The organism is Massilia sp. FBCC-B171 (assembly GCF_059134155.1).
The window spans coordinates 1,281,103-1,299,558 of sequence record NZ_CP101443.1; the positions used below are offsets into that span (position 1 = coordinate 1,281,103).

General features: G+C 64.5%; 17 protein-coding genes and 1 pseudogene. 12 read left to right on the plus strand and 6 right to left on the minus strand.

Features of this window, described 5'->3' with window-relative positions; all coding sequences use genetic code 11:
* Positions 1-86 precede the first annotated feature (86 nt).
* Positions 87-809: a flagellar basal body P-ring formation chaperone FlgA gene (gene flgA / locus NMB41_RS05795; RefSeq protein WP_494381525.1), complete on the minus strand. Its 723-nt coding sequence runs from the start codon at positions 807-809 to the stop codon at positions 87-89.
* Between the two features lie 129 nt (positions 810-938).
* Here flgA and flgB point away from each other — a divergent pair, with 129 nt between their 5' ends.
* From flgB to flgL, 11 genes are all read left to right on the plus strand, one after another.
* The gene (flgB, locus tag NMB41_RS05800; protein ID WP_494381526.1) at positions 939-1,373 is read left to right on the plus strand and encodes a flagellar basal body rod protein FlgB; all 435 of its coding nucleotides are present in this window, start codon (positions 939-941) and stop codon (positions 1,371-1,373) included.
* Positions 1,374-1,375: 2 nt separating this feature from the next.
* Complete coding sequence (gene flgC / locus NMB41_RS05805; RefSeq protein WP_494381527.1) at positions 1,376-1,777, plus strand: flagellar basal body rod protein FlgC; 402 nt, start codon at positions 1,376-1,378, stop codon at positions 1,775-1,777.
* A 19-nt stretch (positions 1,778-1,796) separates the two neighbouring features.
* Entirely contained in the window at positions 1,797-2,489 is a 693-nt protein-coding gene (locus NMB41_RS05810; RefSeq protein WP_494381528.1) for a flagellar hook assembly protein FlgD, read from the plus strand.
* Between the two features lie 134 nt (positions 2,490-2,623).
* On the plus strand, positions 2,624-4,147 hold the full coding sequence (locus NMB41_RS05815) for a flagellar hook protein FlgE (protein WP_494381529.1): 1,524 nt from the start codon (positions 2,624-2,626) through the stop codon (positions 4,145-4,147).
* Positions 4,148-4,181: 34 nt separating this feature from the next.
* A complete protein-coding gene (gene flgF / locus NMB41_RS05820) occupies positions 4,182-4,922 on the plus strand; it encodes a flagellar basal-body rod protein FlgF (protein ID WP_494381530.1) in 741 nt (246 codons plus the stop codon).
* Positions 4,923-4,986: 64 nt separating this feature from the next.
* Positions 4,987-5,769 carry a flagellar basal-body rod protein FlgG gene (gene flgG, locus NMB41_RS05825; protein ID WP_494381531.1) on the plus strand — a complete coding sequence of 261 codons (783 nt, stop codon included), beginning with the start codon at positions 4,987-4,989 and terminating at the stop codon, positions 5,767-5,769.
* On the plus strand, positions 5,766-6,413 hold the full coding sequence (locus NMB41_RS05830) for a flagellar basal body L-ring protein FlgH (RefSeq protein ID WP_494381532.1): 648 nt from the start codon (positions 5,766-5,768) through the stop codon (positions 6,411-6,413). Before flgG ends, NMB41_RS05830 begins: the two co-directional genes overlap by 4 nt.
* Positions 6,414-6,422: 9 nt before the next feature.
* On the plus strand, positions 6,423-7,529 hold the full coding sequence (locus NMB41_RS05835; protein ID WP_494381533.1) for a flagellar basal body P-ring protein FlgI: 1,107 nt from the start codon (positions 6,423-6,425) through the stop codon (positions 7,527-7,529).
* Between the two features lie 10 nt (positions 7,530-7,539).
* Positions 7,540-8,475: a flagellar assembly peptidoglycan hydrolase FlgJ gene (flgJ, locus tag NMB41_RS05840; RefSeq protein ID WP_494381534.1), complete on the plus strand. Its 936-nt coding sequence runs from the start codon at positions 7,540-7,542 to the stop codon at positions 8,473-8,475.
* Between the two features lie 87 nt (positions 8,476-8,562).
* On the plus strand, positions 8,563-10,521 hold the full coding sequence (gene flgK / locus NMB41_RS05845; protein WP_494381535.1) for a flagellar hook-associated protein FlgK: 1,959 nt from the start codon (positions 8,563-8,565) through the stop codon (positions 10,519-10,521).
* A gap of 14 nt (positions 10,522-10,535) precedes the next feature.
* Positions 10,536-11,759, plus strand: coding sequence for a flagellar hook-associated protein FlgL (flgL, locus tag NMB41_RS05850; protein WP_494381536.1), 1,224 nt, complete (start codon positions 10,536-10,538; stop codon positions 11,757-11,759).
* Between the two features lie 65 nt (positions 11,760-11,824).
* Here flgL and NMB41_RS05855 read toward each other — a convergent pair whose 3' ends face one another.
* A complete protein-coding gene (locus NMB41_RS05855) occupies positions 11,825-12,190 on the minus strand; it encodes a MerR family transcriptional regulator (protein ID WP_494381537.1) in 366 nt (121 codons plus the stop codon).
* A 75-nt stretch (positions 12,191-12,265) separates the two neighbouring features.
* Here NMB41_RS05855 and NMB41_RS05860 point away from each other — a divergent pair, with 75 nt between their 5' ends.
* Entirely contained in the window at positions 12,266-12,712 is a 447-nt protein-coding gene (locus tag NMB41_RS05860; protein ID WP_494381538.1) for a hypothetical protein, read from the plus strand.
* Here the strand turns inward: NMB41_RS05860 and NMB41_RS05865 are convergent.
* The 4 genes and pseudogenes from NMB41_RS05865 to NMB41_RS05880 all read right to left on the minus strand — a co-directional run.
* Positions 12,649-12,909, minus strand: coding sequence for a DUF504 domain-containing protein (locus tag NMB41_RS05865; protein ID WP_494381539.1), 261 nt, complete (start codon positions 12,907-12,909; stop codon positions 12,649-12,651). The two genes, NMB41_RS05860 and NMB41_RS05865, sit on opposite strands and share 64 nt — an antisense overlap.
* Positions 12,906-15,374 (minus strand): putative bifunctional diguanylate cyclase/phosphodiesterase, encoded by a 2,469-nt coding sequence (locus NMB41_RS05870; RefSeq protein WP_494381540.1) that lies wholly within the window; start codon positions 15,372-15,374, stop codon positions 12,906-12,908. Before NMB41_RS05870 ends, NMB41_RS05865 begins: the two co-directional genes overlap by 4 nt.
* Before the next feature lie 126 nt (positions 15,375-15,500).
* Complete coding sequence (locus NMB41_RS05875; protein WP_494382797.1) at positions 15,501-16,373, minus strand: putative bifunctional diguanylate cyclase/phosphodiesterase; 873 nt, start codon at positions 16,371-16,373, stop codon at positions 15,501-15,503.
* Positions 16,374-17,940: pseudogene (locus NMB41_RS05880) on the minus strand (sensor domain-containing protein); the annotation flags it as partial. It lies immediately after the preceding gene.
* Positions 17,941-18,456: the final 516 nt, after the last annotated feature.

Sequence of the window (18,456 nt, forward strand, 5' to 3'; positions counted from 1 at the left end):
CTACAAACTTTAGCGCAGAACCCCAAACAAAGAAGTTTTTTCAAAAATACAAGCCCGGCAGGCCTCGCCCTCGCCGGCAATACTGCTTACATTGCGACTTCGACAATCCCGCCGCTGCGCGCCGTACCGCTGACGATCGCCCCGCGCGGCGTGCGTACCTGCACCACCTGGCCCTCGACCGCGTTGCCGATTGCCTTGCCTTCGCCCGAGACCGAGAAATTTTCGCCGCGCGAAATGATTCGTACTGCCTGGTTTTGCTGCACCACCGGTTTGCTTTTTAGGGAATCCTGGCGCAGCGGCGTGCCGGCCGGCAGCGAAACCGTCGGCGTACGGCCGATCGCCTGCGCCATGTCGGTGATGATCCCGTTCGGCATCGCCGCAAGGTCGCCCTGCATGGTGGCCAGCTGGCTGGCGTCGATCGCCTGGCCCTGGGCCAGCGGCGCGCCGGCCACGACGTAATCGGCCATCACGCTCACTTGCGCCTGCAGGAACATGGTCCAGGCGGGCGCCGTGCAGCGCACCCCGACCGTGGTCTTGCCCCAGGCGCGTGCGCCGGGTTGCTGGAATGCTTCCGGCGCCGGGCAGGCGGCCAGCGACAGGCGCGGGTCGACCGCGCCGACTTTAATGGTGACCTTGCCCGGCAAGCCGGCGCCTTGCGCCTGCAAATAGCCTTCGGCAAGTTTCTTCAGCGCGGCGCCGTCCTGGCGTGGGCCGGCCTGGGCCAGCGCCAGCGGCGTGGCAAGTAATAGAAGCGAGAACAGCTTGAAATTCCTGAACATGGCGTAAGGACCTTTCGTAATGGCTGCCATCTTAGGCGTGTTGATGCCACAGCGAAACTTTGAATAGGGGGGGTATTGAGGGGCTAATCCTTCGATGGACTAGTGTTGCTCAAACGTATGATTCACGCTGTCCCAACAAGAAATCAGCCCGGAGGCGGCATGATCGGCAAACTCGACAACTACTTACGCTTCAACGAATCCGCGCTCTCCCTGCGAGCCCAGCGCCAGGAACTGATCGCGTCCAACATCGCGAATGCCGACACGCCGAACTTCAAGGCGCGCGACATCGACTTCGCCAGCGCCATGCAGGGCGCCGTGGCAAAAGCCAACCCGGCCGCCGCCAATCCGCTGGCAGCGACCAATAAAGGCCATGTCCAGCCGGCTGCGGACGGCAAGGCGCTGCTGAATGGGGCCGCCCCGGGCACCCCGGTGCTCTACCGCGGCGTGGTGCAGGGCGCGGTCGACGGCAATACGGTCGACATGGATGTCGAGCGCAACCAGTTCGCCGACAACGCGCTGCGCTACGAAGCCGGCATCACGATGATCAACCACCAGATCCGCGGCCTGATGGCGGCGATCCAGAACGGTCAATAAACATGTCCTTATTTAATATCTTCAACGTCTCCGGCTCGGCCATGAGTGCCCAGGCCCAGCGCCTGAACACGGTCGCCAGCAACCTCGCCAACGTCGACAGCGCCACCTCGAGCACCGGCGAAGCCTACCGCGCCAAGCAGGTCGTCTTCGAAGCCGTGCCGATGGCCACCGGCGGCACCGGCGTCAAGGTCAAGGAAGTCGTCAACGACCCGTCGCCGATGAAGCAGGTCTATGACCCGAAACATCCGATGGCCGACGAAAAAGGCTATGTCTCGATGCCGAACGTGAACCCGGTCGATGAGATGGTCAACATGCTGTCGGCTTCGCGTTCCTACCAGAACAACGTCGAAACGATGAACGCGGCCAAGAGCATGCTGCTGAAAACCCTGACCCTCGGTCAGTAACCTTAAGCGCACCAGATAAATGACCACCGTCAATTCCGCCGCCGGCACCTCGATCACCGACCTGATGTCGACCATGAACGCCAAGAAGCCGGACACGGCTGACAGCGTCCAGGCCGATACCGACAAGTTCATGACCTTGCTGGTCACCCAGCTCAAGAACCAGGATCCGCTGAACCCGCTCGACAACGCCCAGGTGACCAGCCAGCTGGCCCAGCTGCAAACCGTGACCGGCGTGAACAAGCTCAACGAAACGCTGGAAACGCTGAAATCGAGCTACCAGTCGACCGAGGCCATGTCGGCCACCAGCCTGATCGGTCATGGCGTGCTGGTCGAAGGCAATTCCCTGAACCTGGTCGGCGGCAAATCGGTGTTCGGCGTCGACCTCGCCACCGCCGCCGACAACGTGCAGGTGATCGTCACCGATCCGCGCACCGGCAAGGACGTGGCCACGATCGACCTCGGCGCGGCTGAAGCCGGCGCCATGCCGCTGGCCTGGGACGGCAGCAGCGACGCCGTCGACGCCGCGCTGCTGGCCGACGGCAAGTACAGCTTCCGCGTGGTGGCCACCCAGGGCGGCCAGCCGCTGACCGATGTAAAAGCATTGACGCTCGACACGGTCGCCAGCGTCAGCACGAATTCGAAGGACGGCGTCAAGCTGAACCTCGCCGGCAAGGGGGCAATTACCCTCGCCGATATCCATCAAGTCCTGTAACAGCCGTGAGTGCCTGATACAACCCTCATGGCTGCGTTGCACCGTCTCGCCGTACTAACGTACTGTCTTCGACGATGCGCCTTGCCCTGAGGGCTGTCTCAGGCACTCGAAAACCAATATCTTAGGAGCATCACATGTCTTTCCAACAAGGCCTGAGCGGCTTGAACGGCGCAGCCAAATCGCTGGACGTCATCGGTAACAACATCGCCAACGCCAGCACGGTCGGCTTCAAGGGATCGCAGGCGCAGTTCGCCGACGTGTATGCCAGCTCGCTCAACGGCGCCGGCGGCGCGACGGCCGGTATCGGCACCAAGGTGTCGAATATCGCCCAGCAGTTCACCCAGGGCAACGTCGAATCCTCGAACAATTCGCTCGACATCGCGATCAACGGCCAGGGCTTCTTCCGCACGGTGTCCTCAGGCATGGTGCAGTACTCGCGTAATGGCCAGTTCTCGCTCGACAAGGAGGGCTACATGACCAATGCGCAGGGCGCCAAGCTGACCGGCTACCAGACCGGTCCGAGCGGCGAGATCCTGGCCGGCGCACCGACCCCGGTGCAGATCAGCACCACCGACATCAAGCCGGTCTCGACCACCAAGGTCGGCATCGAGATGAACCTCGATTCGCGCGTTGCCGCGCCCGTCGTGTCCCCGTTCGACGCTACCGATCCGAGAAGCTATAACAAGCAGTCGCCGGTCGACGTGTACGACACACTGGGCAACCCGCACGTGCTGTCGACCTTCTACGTGAAGAACGGTTCCGGCACCTGGGACGTGTATGCGGCCAACGACGGCACGGAAGTGACGAACCTGAAGGTGGCGCAGTCCGCGCAGGGCAACGCGACCGTCGCTTCCGCACGCGCCGCATGGGATGCAGCGACCAAAGCCGTGCCACCGGTGGCGGCAACGATCTCGACGGCGCTGGCAGCCTACGCCGCCGCGGCTGGCGGCGTGGTCGCCACCGCCGCCGGCACGGCCGGTGCCAACGCCGCCGCCCAGACGGCCATCACGACCGCCGGCAATGAAGCGGCCCTCGTGGCCGGCAACACGCCGGACCTGGTCGACAAGGCGATCCTGGCCTCGGTCAAGGTGCCCGCAGTGCCGGTCGGTACCTTGCGCTTCGACGAAAACGGCGCCCTGAACGCGGCAACCACGGCCAACGGCGGCAAGTTCGGCATTACCCTGCCGATCTTCCCGTCCACCGGTTCCGAGCCGACCCAGACGATGGAAATCGCCTTTACCGGCACCACCCAATACGGCACCGCGACCAGCGACAAGAAATTGGTCCAGGACGGCTACACGGCCGGCCACCTGCAGCGCTTCTCGATCGGTAAAGAGGGCATCATCCTGGGCCAGTACAGCAATGGCCAGAGCAAGCCGCTGGGGCAGATCGTGCTGGCGAACTTTGCCAACACCAACGGCCTGGAACCACTGGGCAACAATGCCTGGGCCGAATCGGCCAATTCCGGCACACCGCTGATCGGCACCCCGAATTCGGGCAGCTTCGGCGTGATGCAGTCGTCGGCGGTCGAGACCTCGAACGTCGATTTGACGGCGGAGCTGGTCAACATGATCACGGCGCAGCGCGTGTACCAGGCCAACGCCCAGACCATCAAGACGCAGGATTCGGTGTTGCAGACCCTCGTCAGCATGCGTTAATCGTTTGAAACCGGCACGAAAGAGGAAAAAATAAATGGATCGCTTAATCTACACCGCCGCCTCCGGCGCCAAGCACATCCTCGAGCAGCAGGCCACGACCTCGAACAACATGGCCAACCTGAACACCACAGGTTTCCGTGCCCAGCTCGATACCTTCCGCGCCGTGCCGGTGCAAAGCGAGGGTTTGCCGACCCGTACCTTCGTCGTCAACAACACCGTCGGCGCCGATTTCACGACCGGCCCGCTCCAAATGACCGGGCGCGACCTCGACGTCGCCATCAAGGGCCCGGGCTGGATCGCCGTGCAGAACCCGGACGGCAGCGAAGCCTATACCCGCAACGGCGCCCTGCAGATGAACGCGAACGGCGTCCTGACCACGAACTCGGGCGCGACCATCGCAGGCGAGGGCGGTCCGATCACGATCCCGCCGGATGCGACCGTCATGGTCGGCGCCGACGGCACCATTTCCACGATCTCGACCGCCGAACGCCCGGCCGCCCCGGTGATCCTGGGGCGCATCAAGCTGGTGAACCCGTCCGAAAAGGACTTGGTGCGCGGCGACGACGGCCTGTTCCGCTTGAAGGACGGCGCCCCGGCCCAGCTCGATCCGAACGTGCGCGTCGCGGGCGGCGCTCTGGAGGGCAGCAATGTGAATGCCGTCGATGCCATGGTGACAATGATCGGTCTCGCGCGTTCGTTCGAAACGCAAATGAGCCTGATGAAGAACGCCGAGAATAACGCCGCGAAAGCCAGTCAGATCCTTGCTTTGAATTAAGTGTTTCTCCAGCATAATTCTATTGTGCATGGCGGCTCTCGGTCGCCGCCAATAGGAGAAACCCATGATTCGTTCGCTGTATATCGCCAAGACCGGCCTCGAGGCACAGCAGACCAACCTCGACGTCATCACCAACAACCTCGCCAACGTCAGCACCAACGGCTTCAAGCGTTCGCGTGCGGTGTTCGAGGACTTGCTGTACCAGACCGTGCGCCAGCCCGGTGCCCAATCGTCGCAGCAAACCAATCTGCCTTCCGGCCTGCAGCTCGGTACCGGTGTGCGCGCCGTTTCGACCGAACGCATCTTCACCCAGGGTAATCCCCAGCAAACGGGCAACTCGAAGGACGTGATGGTCAACGGCTCGGGTTTCTTCCCGGTCCTCCTGCCCGACGGCACCCAGGCCTATACCCGCGACGGCTCCTTCCAGACCGATGCCAACGGCACGCTGGTCACTTCCAGCGGCTACCCGGTCCAGCCTCCCATCACCGTGCCGGCGAATGCCGAATCGATCACGGTCGGCCGCGACGGCACCGTCTCGATCAAGGTCGCCGGCACCACCGCCACCACCCAGATCGGCAACCTGCAGCTGATGACCTTCGTCAATCCGGCCGGCCTGGAATCGAAGGGCGAGAACCTGTACATGGAAACCACCGCGTCCGGCAACCCGAACGCGAACACCCCGGGCACCAACGGCGCCGGCGTGCTGATGCAGGGTTTCGTGGAAACCTCGAACGTGAACGTGGTCGAGGAAATGGTCAACATGATCCAGACCCAGCGCGCCTACGAGATCAACAGCAAGGCGATCACGACCTCCGACCAGATGCTTGCGAAACTGTCCCAGTTATGAAAACGCTTATTTTCACGATTCTGCTGGCGGCCCTGACCGGCTGCGCTGTTACCCCGAGCACCATCGTGCAGGAAACGCGCACGGCGCGCCCGGCGCTGGCAGAAGCTGCGCCGCCGATCGACGGCGCCATCTACAACGCCGCGCGCTACCGTCCGATGTTCGAAGACCGCCGCGCGCGCCAGATCGGCGACCTGCTGACGATCAACATCGTCGAGAAGACCTCGGCCAACAAGGCCGGCACCAGCTCGGGCAACAAGACGGGCAGCGCCAGCTTTGGCCTGCCGGGCCCGCTGCAGTCGAAGCTGGGCGCGAATATCGCCACCGAAGGCGGGATCAAGTTTGCCGACGGCGACAACCAGACGGCCAGCAATGCCTTCACCGGCACCATCGGCGTGACCGTTACCGAGGTGCTCTCGAACGGCAACCTGATCGTCGCCGGCGAGAAGCAGGTCGCGATGAACAAGGGCATCGAGTTCATCCGCTTCTCAGGGCTCGTCAGCCCCGACACGATCCAGAACGGCAATGTCGTCTCCTCGACCCTGGTGGCCGACGCCCGCGTCGAATACCGTACTAACAGCCGTGTCGACCGCGCCGAAGTCAATTCGATGATGTCGCGTTTCTTCATGTCCCTGCTGCCGTTCTAAGGAATGACCATGCGTTTTAATGTCCCGCTGCTGGCGCTGTGCGCCGCTCTCGTTGCCGCCGCTCCTGTCGCCCAGGCCGAGCGCCTGAAAGACATGGCCAGCATCGCCGGCGTGCGCCAGAACCAGTTGTCGGGTTACGGCCTCGTGGTCGGCCTGGACGGCACGGGCGACCAGACCAGCCAGACCCCGTTCACGGTGCAGTCGATCATCGCCATGCTCCAGCAAAAAGGCGTGAACCTGCCGCCGACCGGCCAGCTGCAGCTGAAGAACGTCGCCGCCGTGATGGTCACGACCTCGCTGCCGGCCTTTGCCCAGCCGGGCCAGAACATCGACATCACGGTCTCGTCGATCGGCAATGCGAAAAGCCTGCGCGGCGGCACGCTGCTCATGACGCCGCTGCACGGCGCCGACGGCCAGGTGTATGCCATGGCCCAGGGTAATGTGCTCGTCGGCGGCGTTGGCGCATCGAGCGGCGGCGCCCAGGTGCAAGTCAATCACCTTTCTGTCGGCAAGATCTCCGCCGGCGCCACCGTCGAAAAAGCGGTCGCCTCGAACCTGGGCGAAAACAACCAGATCCGCCTGGAGCTGAACACCACCGATTTCGCCACCGCCAGCCGCGTCGTCGCGGCCCTGAACGACCAGTTCGGCGTCGGCACCGCCACCGCGCTCGACGGGCGCGTGATCCGCGTGCGCACCCCGTCCTCGTCGGACGCGCGGGTGAGCTTCATCGGCCTGATGGAAAACATCGACGTCAAGCCGGCCGCGGCCGCCGCCAAGGTGATCCTGAATGCGCGCACCGGTTCGGTGGTGATGAACCAGTCGGTCACGCTCGATACCTGCGCCATTTCGCACGGTAACCTGTCGGTGACGGTGGGCGCCGACACCCAGGTGAGCCAGCCGGCGCCGGGTTCGCGCGGCCAGACCGTGGTGACCCAGACCCCGACCGTCGAAATCAAGAAGGAACCGGGCAAGGTCATGCTGGTCAAGGGCGGCGCCTCGCTGGCGGAAGTCGTGAAAGCCATGAACTCGATCGGCGCAAGCCCGCAAGACCTGTTGGCGATCCTGCAGGCATTGAAGGCTGCAGGTTCGCTGCGCGCCGAACTCGAAATCATCTAAGGACGCAGTAATGATTCCCTCCAGGAGCAATTCCAGCAACAGCCTCGCGCTCGACACCCAGAGTCTCGGCGACCTGAAGCGTTCGGCGAAAGCCGGTACCAGCGAGGCTACCCGCGGCGCGGCCCAGCAGTTCGAGGCGCTGTTCATCAACCAGATGATGAAGAGCATGCGCGAAGCCACGCCCTCGGAGGGCTTGAACGACAACCAGCAGACCAAGATGTTCACCTCGATGCTCGACCAGCAGCTGAGCCAGAACATGTCCAAGCGCGGCATGGGCCTGGCCGACGTGCTGGTGCGCCAGCTCTCGAACCAGACCGATGTCAAGGCGCTGGGCATCGGCGCCGACGGCGCGGCCGGAACCAACGGCGCGGCCAGCGCGCTCGACATCCCGATGCTGCCGAACCGGGCCGGAACCTTGAAAGGCCTCGAGGGCGCATTCAAGGCCAACGGCGAGACCAACGGCATCAGTGCCAGCGGCCGCACCCAGGCGCCGCACGTGCGCGCCTTCCAGGAAAAACTCGGTGCCCACGCGGCCGAAGCGGAAGCCGTCACCGGCGTGCCAGCCAAGTTCATGCTGGGCCAGGCGGCGCTCGAAACCGGCTGGGGCAAGCGCATGATCCGCAACGCCGACGGCAGCAATGCCAACAACCTGTTCGGCATCAAGGCCGGTCCGGGCTGGAAAGGCAAGGTCGCCACCGCGGTCACCACCGAATACGTGAACGGCCAGCCGCGCCAGAAGGTGGAGAAGTTCCGCGCCTACGACACCCCGGCCGATTCGTTCAAGGATTACGCGCGCATGCTGGCGAACAACCCGCGCTACGAAAAGGTGCTGGACCACGCCGGCGACGCCTCGGCCTTCGCCCACGGCCTGCAGCGCGCCGGGTATGCGACCGATCCGCAGTACGGCGCCAAGCTGTCGAAGATTATCAAGAATTCATTGGCATAAGCGTTAGTGTAATAACAACAGGCAGTAATTAACGCTCAAGTTTTGGCGTCTGCTGCCGTAGAAGAATAGTCAACCAGAGAAAAGAACATGGCCGGAAACCTCCTCAGTATCGGTAAAAGCGGATTGTTCGCAGCGCAAGCCGCGCTGACGACGACCGGCCATAACATCACCAACGCCAACGTGGACGGCTACAGCCGCCAGGGCGTGGTGCAGGCGACGTCGACGACGATGGAGACGGGCGCCGGTTTCGTCGGCACCGGGACCAAGGTCGCCGAGATCAAGCGCTACAGCGACGAATTCCTGAACAAGCAGGTGCGTACGGCAACCGCTTCGACTTCCTCGCTGGACGCCTACTACGCCCAGATCAGCCAGATCGACAACCTGCTGGCCGACACCACCACCGGCCTGTCGCCGGCGATCCAGAATTTCTTCTCCAGCGTGCAGGACATGACCGGCAACGGCGCCTCGATCCCGTCGCGCCAGGCACTGCTGTCCTCGTCGGAAACGCTGGCCGGCAGCTTTCAGCAGGTTAGCGCGCGCCTGGAAGAGATCGGCACGGGCCTGAACAGCCAGATCGAGACCAACGTCAACCTGATCAACACCTACGCCAAGCAGATCGCCGAGATCAACTCGAAGATCGGCTCCTATGGTTCGATCGAGCAGCGCCAGCCGAACGACCTGCTCGACCAGCGCGACCAGCTCGTTCTGGAGCTCAACAAGCACGTCAAGGCGACCGTCACCGCCGGCAGCAACAATGCACTGAACGTCTCGATCGGCAACGGCCAGCCGCTGGTCGTTGGCCAGCAAGCCTTCCAGCTGGCGGCGATGAAGACGCCGACCGACCTCACGCGCGTGACGGTCGGCTATGTCACCGGCGACAAGGTCACGCAATTGCCGGAAAGCGCCGTCTCGGGCGGCGAACTGGGCGGCTTGCTCGAGTTCCGTACCGGCACCCTCGACCGCGTGCAAAATTCGATCGGCCGTCTCGCGCTCGGCATGGCGATGACTTTCAATGCCCAGCACAAGCTCGGCATCGACGGCAGTGGTCAGCAGGGCAAGAATTTCTTCGTGGAGGCGGGCGCCTATGTGACCGCGGCCGCCGACAATGCCAAAACCAGCACCGCCAAGGTCGGCGCGGTCGTCACCGACCCGACCAAGCTGACCGACAGCGACTACAAGGTCGAGTCCGACGGCAGCAGTTTTTTTGTGACCCGCCTGTCCGACAACACGCGCACCAAAATCGACCCGTACAACCCGGCCGGCACCACGACCAACATCGACGGCGTCGACTTCGCCATTTCCGGCAACGCCGCCTCGGGCGACAACTACCTGGTGCGTCCGACCGCCAACGGCGCGGCGAACTTCGCGCTGGCCTTGAGCGACGTCGGCCAGATCGCCGCCGGTGCCCCGATCGCGACCAGCACGCCGCTCTCGAACAAGGGCACGGGCCAGGTCAGCGCCGGCAGCGTCAGCGCCAGCTATTTCACGGCGCCGCCGACGCTGCCGGTGTCGCTCGCCTTCGACGACAGCGGCAGCGGCCAGCTGACCGGCTTCCCGGCCGGCGCCACGGTGACCATGACCCTGAACGGCACCACCACCACCCACACCGGGGGCAGCGCGCCGTTCACCTCGGGCGCCAGCTACAGCTTCTCGGGCGTGAACCTGACGCTGTCGGGCGTGCCGAAGAACGGCGACAAGTTCCAGATCAGCGCCAACACCGCCGGTACCGCGGACACGCGCAACATCCAGGCGCTCGGCGCCCTGCAGACGAAGAACATCTTCAACGGCGGCAGCGCCACCTACCAGTCGGCCTTTGCCCAGACCGTCAGCGCGGTCGGCAACAAGACGCGCGAAGTGCAGGTCAACGCCAGCGCCGGCGAAGCCCTGCTGAAACAGGTCACGGGCGCGGCCTCGGACGTCTCGGGCGTGAACCTGGACGAGGAAGCGACCAATTTGCTGAAATACCAGCAGGCCTACCAGGCGGCCGGCAAGGTCATGCAGATTGCCAACACCATCTTCGACACGCTGCTGTCGATCGGACGCTAAGCGGAGAATAAGAAATGCGCATCAGCACCAGAAGCATCTACGAAAACGCGACGACCCAGCTCAACACGCTGCAGTCGAACATGGCGCGCACCCAGAACCAGCTGGCCACCAACAAGCGCATGCTGACCGCGGCGGACGACCCGATCGCCTCGGCGCGCGCGCTGGAAGTGACCCAGTCGAAATCGCTCAACGAGCAGTTCGCCACCAACCGCTCGAACGCGAACAGCGCGCTGTCGCTGGTGGAAGGCGCACTCAACGACGGCGGCAACCTGCTGATGGACGTGCAGACCCTGGTGGTGCAGGCCGGTAACGGCACGCTCTCGAAAGCCGACCGCAACATGATCGCCACCGAAATCGAAGCGCGCATGCAGGACATGCTGGGCGTGGCCAACACCTCGGACGGCTCGGGCGGCTATCTGTTCTCGGGCTACCGCGGCAGCACGGTGCCCTTCATCCAGAACGACGCCGGCGCGGCCTACCAGGGCGACCAGGGCCAGCGCAAGCTGCAGGTCGGCTCCTCGCGCTCGATCGCGATCAGCGATTCGGGCAGCGCGATCTTCGAAAACAACCGTACCGGCAACGGCAGCTACCAGACCGTGATGGTCGATGGCAACCAGGGTGGGGCGATCGCCGTCAGCGGCTCGGTCTCGGACGCCACCAAGCTCACCGGCCACAACTACACGCTCGAATTCCAGGTCGCGGGGACCCCGGCCGTGACCACCTACAGCGTCACGGACAAGAGCACCACGCCCGCGAGCAGCGTGCTGGCCAACGAGCCTTATGTGAGCGGCAAGCAGATCACCTTCGACGGCACCTCGTTCTCGATCACCGGCGCGCCGGCCAACGGCGACAAGTTCGAAGTCAAGCCGAGCGAGAAGGAATCGATCTTCACGACCATGACAAACCTGGTCAATGCGCTGCGCGACTCCGGCGACGACACCAACGCCCGCGCGACCCTGTCGAACAAGCTCAACACGGCCAGCGAAGGCCTGAGAGCCTCGCTCGACAACATCCTGACGGTCCGCGCCTCGGTCGGCTCGCGCATGAAGGAACTCGACTACCTCGACGACTCCGGTTCCGACCTCGGCATCCAGTACGACGCCACGCTGTCGAAACTGCAGGACCTCGATATCGTGAAGGCGATCTCGCAGTACGCGACCCAGCAGACCACGCTGGAAGCGGCGCAGAAGTCGTTCAAGACGATGTCGAGTTTGTCGTTGTTTAACTATATCGGCTGATCATCGTAGGGTGGACTCAGGAGCGGTTCGCCGCCCGGTCCACCCTACGTACTTCGAAACTCCAGCTACGCCGCAGGGCGCAGCGGACAGTCCGCCCCCAGGTCGTCGATCTTCGCAGCCAGCGCGGCCCGCAACTCCGCCAGCCCGGCAATCCGCGCATCGATATCCCCCAGTTTGCGCAGCAAGGCCGCGCGCAGTTCCTCGCCCGCGTTGGCCGGGTCGGCCAGCAGCGGCATCCCCGCTTCGATATCGGCCAGCGTAAAACCCAGCGCCTGCGCGCTGCGCAAATAGCACAGCCATTCCACCGCCTCGGCCGGATAGTCGCGGTAGCCGTTCGCGCGGCGCCTGGCCGCGAGCAGGCCGCGCTCTTCGTAAAAACGCAGGGTATCGCGCGACAATCCCGTGGCCGCCGCCAGTTCGCCGATGCGCATGTTCTCTCCCGAAATCGCTTGACCTTCGAGTGTACTCCAGGGTTGATGATGGCGCTTTCACTCCCGGAGACCATCATGGAACTTGCCGCCTATCTTCGCCTCGTGCGCGCCAGCGCGCTCTACGACCTCGTCGTTACGGGCGCGCTCGCCACGCCCTGGACCCTGCCGTTCGCGCACGGCCTGATGTCCAGCCTGAACCAGCAGCTGGGAGGCGCGGCGCTGCCGGACTTCGCGCCATTCCACATGTTCATCGGCGGCCTGCTCGGCAGCATCGTCGTGGTCTGGTCCCTGCTGCGCCTGCGTGCGCCCAGCCTGCTGCTCGGCCGCCACGACGGCGCGGCGCGCTTCCTGTTTTCAAGCTGGATGGGGTGGGCGCTGCTGCAGACGGGCGCGCCGGTGCTGTGGCTGCTGCTGGTTCCCGAATTCGCCTGGGGCGTGGCGCAGTGGTTGAGTGTGGATCAGGCGGGCGCCGGCCGGCTCCATATCAGTTCGCCGTTGCGCACCACTTCGCGCACCCGGTGAAACGGCACCATGCGCGCTTCGCCATCGCTGCCGATCAGCTCGAACCCGAAATGCTGGCCGCGTTCGAGCCGGATGCGCTCGAACGAGACCCGCAGCACGCGCTTGAACACGCGGTCGTAATAGCCGATGACGAAGTCGGCGTTGCCGAATTCGTTGTCCCACATGATGCGGTTGACGAGTTCGTGGATGGGCGTCATGGCGGACAGGCTGCCAGCGGCTGCGCGAACAGTTGCGCCACCTGGGCGGCGGTGGCCGGGCGTCCGAAGACGTCGCCCTGTGCGCTGTCGCAGCCCATGGCGCGCAGCGCGGCCAGCTGCGCTTCGCCATTGACCCCGTCGGCAAGGACGGCCAGGTGCAGGCGGTGCGCCATGTGGACGATCGATTCGGCCAGGGCGTGGGCGGGGGCATCGGGGCTGCCGAGGCCTTCCACGAAGCTGCGCTCGAGCTTCAGGATGTCCGCGGGGAGCTGCGCCAGGTAGCGCAAGCCCGCGCTGCCCGTGCCGAATCCGTCAACGAGGATGCGGATGCCGGCGCGGCGCAGGCGCCCGAGCACCGCCTCGGCCAGCATCCTGTTGCCGGCCAGGGCGCCTTCGCCTACTTCCAGCACCAGGGAGCCGGGATCGATGCCGGTGTCCTTGACGATCGCCAGGATGGTCTCGGCCATGCCGGGATGAACCAGCTGGCATGCCGACAGCGGCACGGTCGTGCGCAGCGGCGCCAGGCCTTGCGCGCGCCAGGCCGCGTTCTGCAGGCAGGCGCTGCGCAAGATCCATTCGCCGATCGGCAGGCCAAGGCCGGTTTCCTCGGCCAGCGGCATGAAGCGCGCTGCGTCCAGCAGGCCATATTGCGGATGCGCCCAGCGCACCAGCGCCGCCACGCCGGCCAATTGGCCGCCGGGGAGGTCGGCCTGGGCCTGCCAGGCGAGCAGCAGCTGGCCTGCACCCAGCGCCGCGCGCAGGTGATTTTTCAGGATCAGACGCTCGCCCGGCGCCGAGGCGGGATCGAGCGCATACAGCTCGGCGTTGTTGCCGCCCCAGTTGCGGGCCCGCGTCATGGCCACCGTGGCGCGCTCGAGCAGGGCGTCGATGTCGCAGGCGGGGGCGGGGAAGAGGGCGATGCCGATGCTCAGGCGCACGGCGCATTCGCGCTCGGCGACGATCAGCGGAAAAGTAAAACGGTCCAGGATTTTTTCCGCAACCTGCTGCGCGTGCGCGGCGCTGTCCAGGTCTTCCAGGATGACGATGAACTGGTCGCCGCTCCAGCGTACGACGGTGTCCGATTCGTGCAGGCAGGCGCGCACCTGGCGCGCCGCGTGCACCAGCACCGCGTCGCCTCCGGCAATGCCGAAGGCCTCGTTGATCTCGCCGAGCTTGTTCACGTTCAGCAGCAACAAGGCGACCGGGTGGCTGCCGCGCAGCGCGCGCGCCATGGCGTGGCCCAGGCGGTCGCGCAGCACGCGCCGGCTGAGCAGGCCCGTCAAGGCATCGATCCGGGAGGCGTCGAACAGATCGGGGGCTGCACTGAACTGCGCCGGTGCAGGGGCTTCGCCGTAAGCGACTACCCGGTTGCGCGCGCCCGCCCTGGCCTGGTGCAGGGCTTCGTCGGCCCGCGCGATGGTCTGGCCGATCGATTCCCCTGGCCGCAAGCCGGCAATCCCGGCCGATACCGTGACTTCCACCCCGGGCGGCAGTCCGGCAAAGCGCAATTGCTGCACGTCCTGGCGCACCCGTTCGGCGAGCAGCTGCGCTTGTTCTTGCGTGGTCTCCGGCAGCACCAGCAGCCATTGCGCGGCGCCGTAGCGGCCCATGGCATCGCGCTCGCGCAGGTGGCGCCCGGCGCACAGCGCCACGTCGCGCAGCACCAGGTCGCCGCCGGCCGCACCATGGGCGGCGTTGATGCGCCTGAAATGGTCGACCTGGAACAGGCACAGGCTGAAGGCCGTGTCGGCGTGGATGGCGTTTTCCCTTTCCTCGTCGGCCAGCTTGTACGTGTGGCTGCGTTTGAACGCGCCGGTCAGCGGATCGCCGACGGCCCGTGCGTGGAGGAAGTCGAGGGCATGCCGCAGCTTGACGAAGCCTTGCGTCTTGGTCAGCTCGAACAAGATTACGAAGAACACGATGACGACGTACAGGCCGAGGTCGCACAGCAGGTACAGGAGCGCCATGTCCTCGATCGGGTGCGCGGGCAGCGGGATGCCCAGCAGCGGCAGGGCGTAGATCAGGGCCACGGTGGCGCAGGTCAGGCAGAGCCAGAACATGGCGGTGGCCAGGCCGCCCAGGAACATGGCGACCATCGGCGGCACCACCATCCAGCCGGCGGTCGGCGCCGAGACGCCGCCCATCGCATAGGTCAGCCAGGAAAAATTGAAAAACACCGCGCACAGGAATACTTCGCGCGCCACGACGATGCTTTTGGTGGCGCGTAGCAGGAAAGGCGCGGCAAACATGCACGCGCAGCAGGTCAGGATGACCCGGGCGGCCGCGCTGTAGCCAAGCAGATGGTAGGCGAGGGCGTACAGGGGGCCGGAGAGGGCGGCCATGACGACCGCATTGACCACGTTTTGCGCCCGCGTCAGGGTCGTGGCGTCCTCACGGACCTCGAGCGGAATGAACCACCGGATAGCGGCGATGTAGCGATGGATGAAGCGGGTGCCGAAAGTCATGTTGTCCGTGGGTGCTGTGATGTCCTCCGCAGGCAGACTGATGCAACTGTTCAGTATATTGACACTCGGAAGCAGGCCGAGATCCTAGCATGGCAGGGCTCCCTTTTGCACCTCTATAGTGCAGCGTTAGCCCGGCAGGCGGGCGTCGCTGCAGACCATCTCTTCGAGCGAGCGCTGCGACAGCGCCGGACTGAAGTACCAGCCCTGCATCTGGTCGCAGTCGTTGTCGCGCAGGAAGGTCAGCTGTTCCAGCGTTTCCACACCTTCGGCAATCACCTTGAGCTTCAGGTTGTGCCCGAGCGCGATGATGGCGCGCGCGATCACGGCATGGCCGTCGTCCGAGACTTCGCCGAGGAAGGAGCGGTCGATCTTGATGAAGTCGACCGGGAATTTCTGCAGGTGCGACAGGCTCGAGTAGCCGGTGCCGAAGTCGTCGATCGACAGGCGCACGCCCAGGGCTTTCAGGTCGGCCAGCGCCTCCATCGCTTCGTCCGGATGGTCCATCAGCTGGCTTTCCGTCACTTCCAGTTCCAGGCTGGCCGGGTTCACGCCGAGGCGCTTGAGCGTGCGCGCGAGGCTGGATGCGAACTGGCGCTGGCGCAGCTGGCGCGCCGACAGGTTCACCGAGATCACGAAGTCCTTGATGCCCAGCGCTTCGAGCGCCTTCAAGGCGCCGCAGGCTTCGACGATGACCCATTCGCCGAGCGGCACGATGAGCCCCGTTTCCTCAGCCACGGGAATGAATTTATCGGGCGGCACCATGCCGTTTTCCGGATGGTTCCAGCGCACCAGCGCTTCGGCGCCGACGACTTTCCCGGTGCGCAAATCGACCTTCGGCTGGTAGCCGAGCACCATCTCCTGGTTGCCGATCGCGCGCGACAGGCTAGCTTCGAGCATCAGGTGCTGGTGCACGATCTGGTTCAGTTCGTTCGAATAAAACTGGCAGTTGTTCTTGCCCATGGCCTTGGCGTGGTACATCGCCGCGTCGGCCGCGCGCATCACCCGGTCGACCGTGTCGCCGTCGTGCGGGAAGCGCGAGACGCCGATGCTGGTGCTGGGCAGGATCTCGCGCCCGGCCACCGCGATCGGGGCGTTGACGCGCTGGCGGATGCGCTCGATCAGGTCGGCCAGCTGCTCGTGGCCCGGCTGGTTGTTAATCACGAGCACGAACTCGTCGCCGCCGACGCGCCACGGTATCGTCGTCGCGCACGCTCAGCTTGAGCCGGTGCGCAATCTCGCGCAGGACCACGTCGCCGGCATCATGGCCGAAGTTGTCGTTGATGTGCTTGAAGTTGTCGAGGTCGAGGAAGGCCAGCGCCCCCAGCACCTCGTTGCGCACGGCGAAATCGATGGAGAACTTGAGTTCGTCCTGCAGCAGGGTCCGGTTTGCCAGGCCGGTCAGGGGGTCGTGATGGGCCAGGTGGTGCAGGCGCCGCTCGTAATGGCGCGCCTCGGTGATGTCGCTGAGCACGCCGACGAAATGGGTGACTTCGCCATCGGCGTTGCTGACCGGATCGATGCGCAGGTCGTTCCAGAACACCTCGCCATTCTTGCGCGCATTGCGCAGGATGACCTGCACGCTTTCGCGCTTGTGCAGGGCTTCGTGGATGCGCTGCTGCTCAGGCACATCGCAGCCCTCGATGCGCATGAAGCGCGGATCGCGCCCCTTGACCTCGGCCAGCGTGTAGCCGGTGATCTGTTCGAAGGCGGGATTGACGTATTCGATCGGATTCTTGCCCTCCTCGCAGCAGGTAATCAGGATGGCGTTGACGCTCGAATAGATGGCGCGTTCGCGCACCCGCAGGCCCTGTTCGGTCTGCCTGCGCGCGCTGATGTCCAGGCCCGTGCCGAAGATGACCGGCAGCTGGCCCAGGCTGGTGCGGGCGCAGTGAAAGAGCAGGCTGGTGCGCCGGCCATGCTTGCCGATGATTTCCGCTTCATGCGAGGAGTGGCCGTGTTCGAAGGCGGCGAGCATGTTCTCGACGCTTTCCGCGCGTCCCTTTTCGTCGAAGAAATTCTGGACTTCGCAGGTCGGCAACTCTTCGCTCGTCATTTCCAGCACGCTCTCGAGTTGCCGGTTCCACAGCAGCAGATGGCCGCTCTGGTCGATCACGTAGAACACGCAGGGCAGGCCTTCGATGATGTCGGCGGTCGGCAAGTCCTGGATCAGGGCGTAGCGCGGCGGCACCAGGCCGGCGCGCGGAATGACGATCACGCTGTAGGTGCCGCTGTGGTCCGGGTCGAGCGACTGCGGCGCGATGGTGACGCGCACCGGCAGGCAGCTGCCGTCGGCGCAGCGCAGCTGGCCGGTCGAGTCGAGTTCGACGCGCGCGGCAATACTCGGCGCCCCCCCGGCAACGGGGTCGAACTCAATGATTTCTTCGAGCGCCTTGCTGCGGATGTCAGCTGCGGTATAGCCGGCCAGTTTCTCGCAAGCCTTGTTCCAGCTGGCGATGTTGCCGCTGGCATCAACAACGAAAACGGCGAGTGGTAACGGTGAAAGATTCAACGCGTTCTCCAGCAGTGGCGTGTCATGACTTGCCCAGAAGGCAAACCTGGCAGGCACAATCGCATGATAGTCCAGCGCGGGAGGATGAGCGAGCGGAATTTCGTTTGAAGATATGGAACGGAAAACCTTGGTTTTCAGCAGGTTTTCGGCCGCGCTCGTGCCTGATTAAGCGCGCCTAACAAAACCTTATACTTGCCCTGAATGCAACAAGTTCGTACACTGAGCCCACATCAGTGCCTTCTGATTATCTGAGTAATAGATCCGAGGTTTCCGCTTCATGTAACCACTCCTCCGTAAGCCTTAGAGTGTTGCGTTCACCGGTTGAATCCATAGCCATTACCAGTCGAAAGGGCTTCCCATTCAAGACAGTCTCTGATCCTGTCGGCGCCATGACCACATCGCGCGCGAAGAGCAGATGTCCGCCGGACTGCGTGCGTTCTACGTACAGGCGAGACGTAGCGGCAAGCACGCCGTTGGAAGCTCGCGCCGGTTATTCGTCGGGGGAAAAAATGGGCGATCGTGGAACAAGGATTCCTATAGATAAGGCGTGCAAGCGATGGCAGCAACATTTCG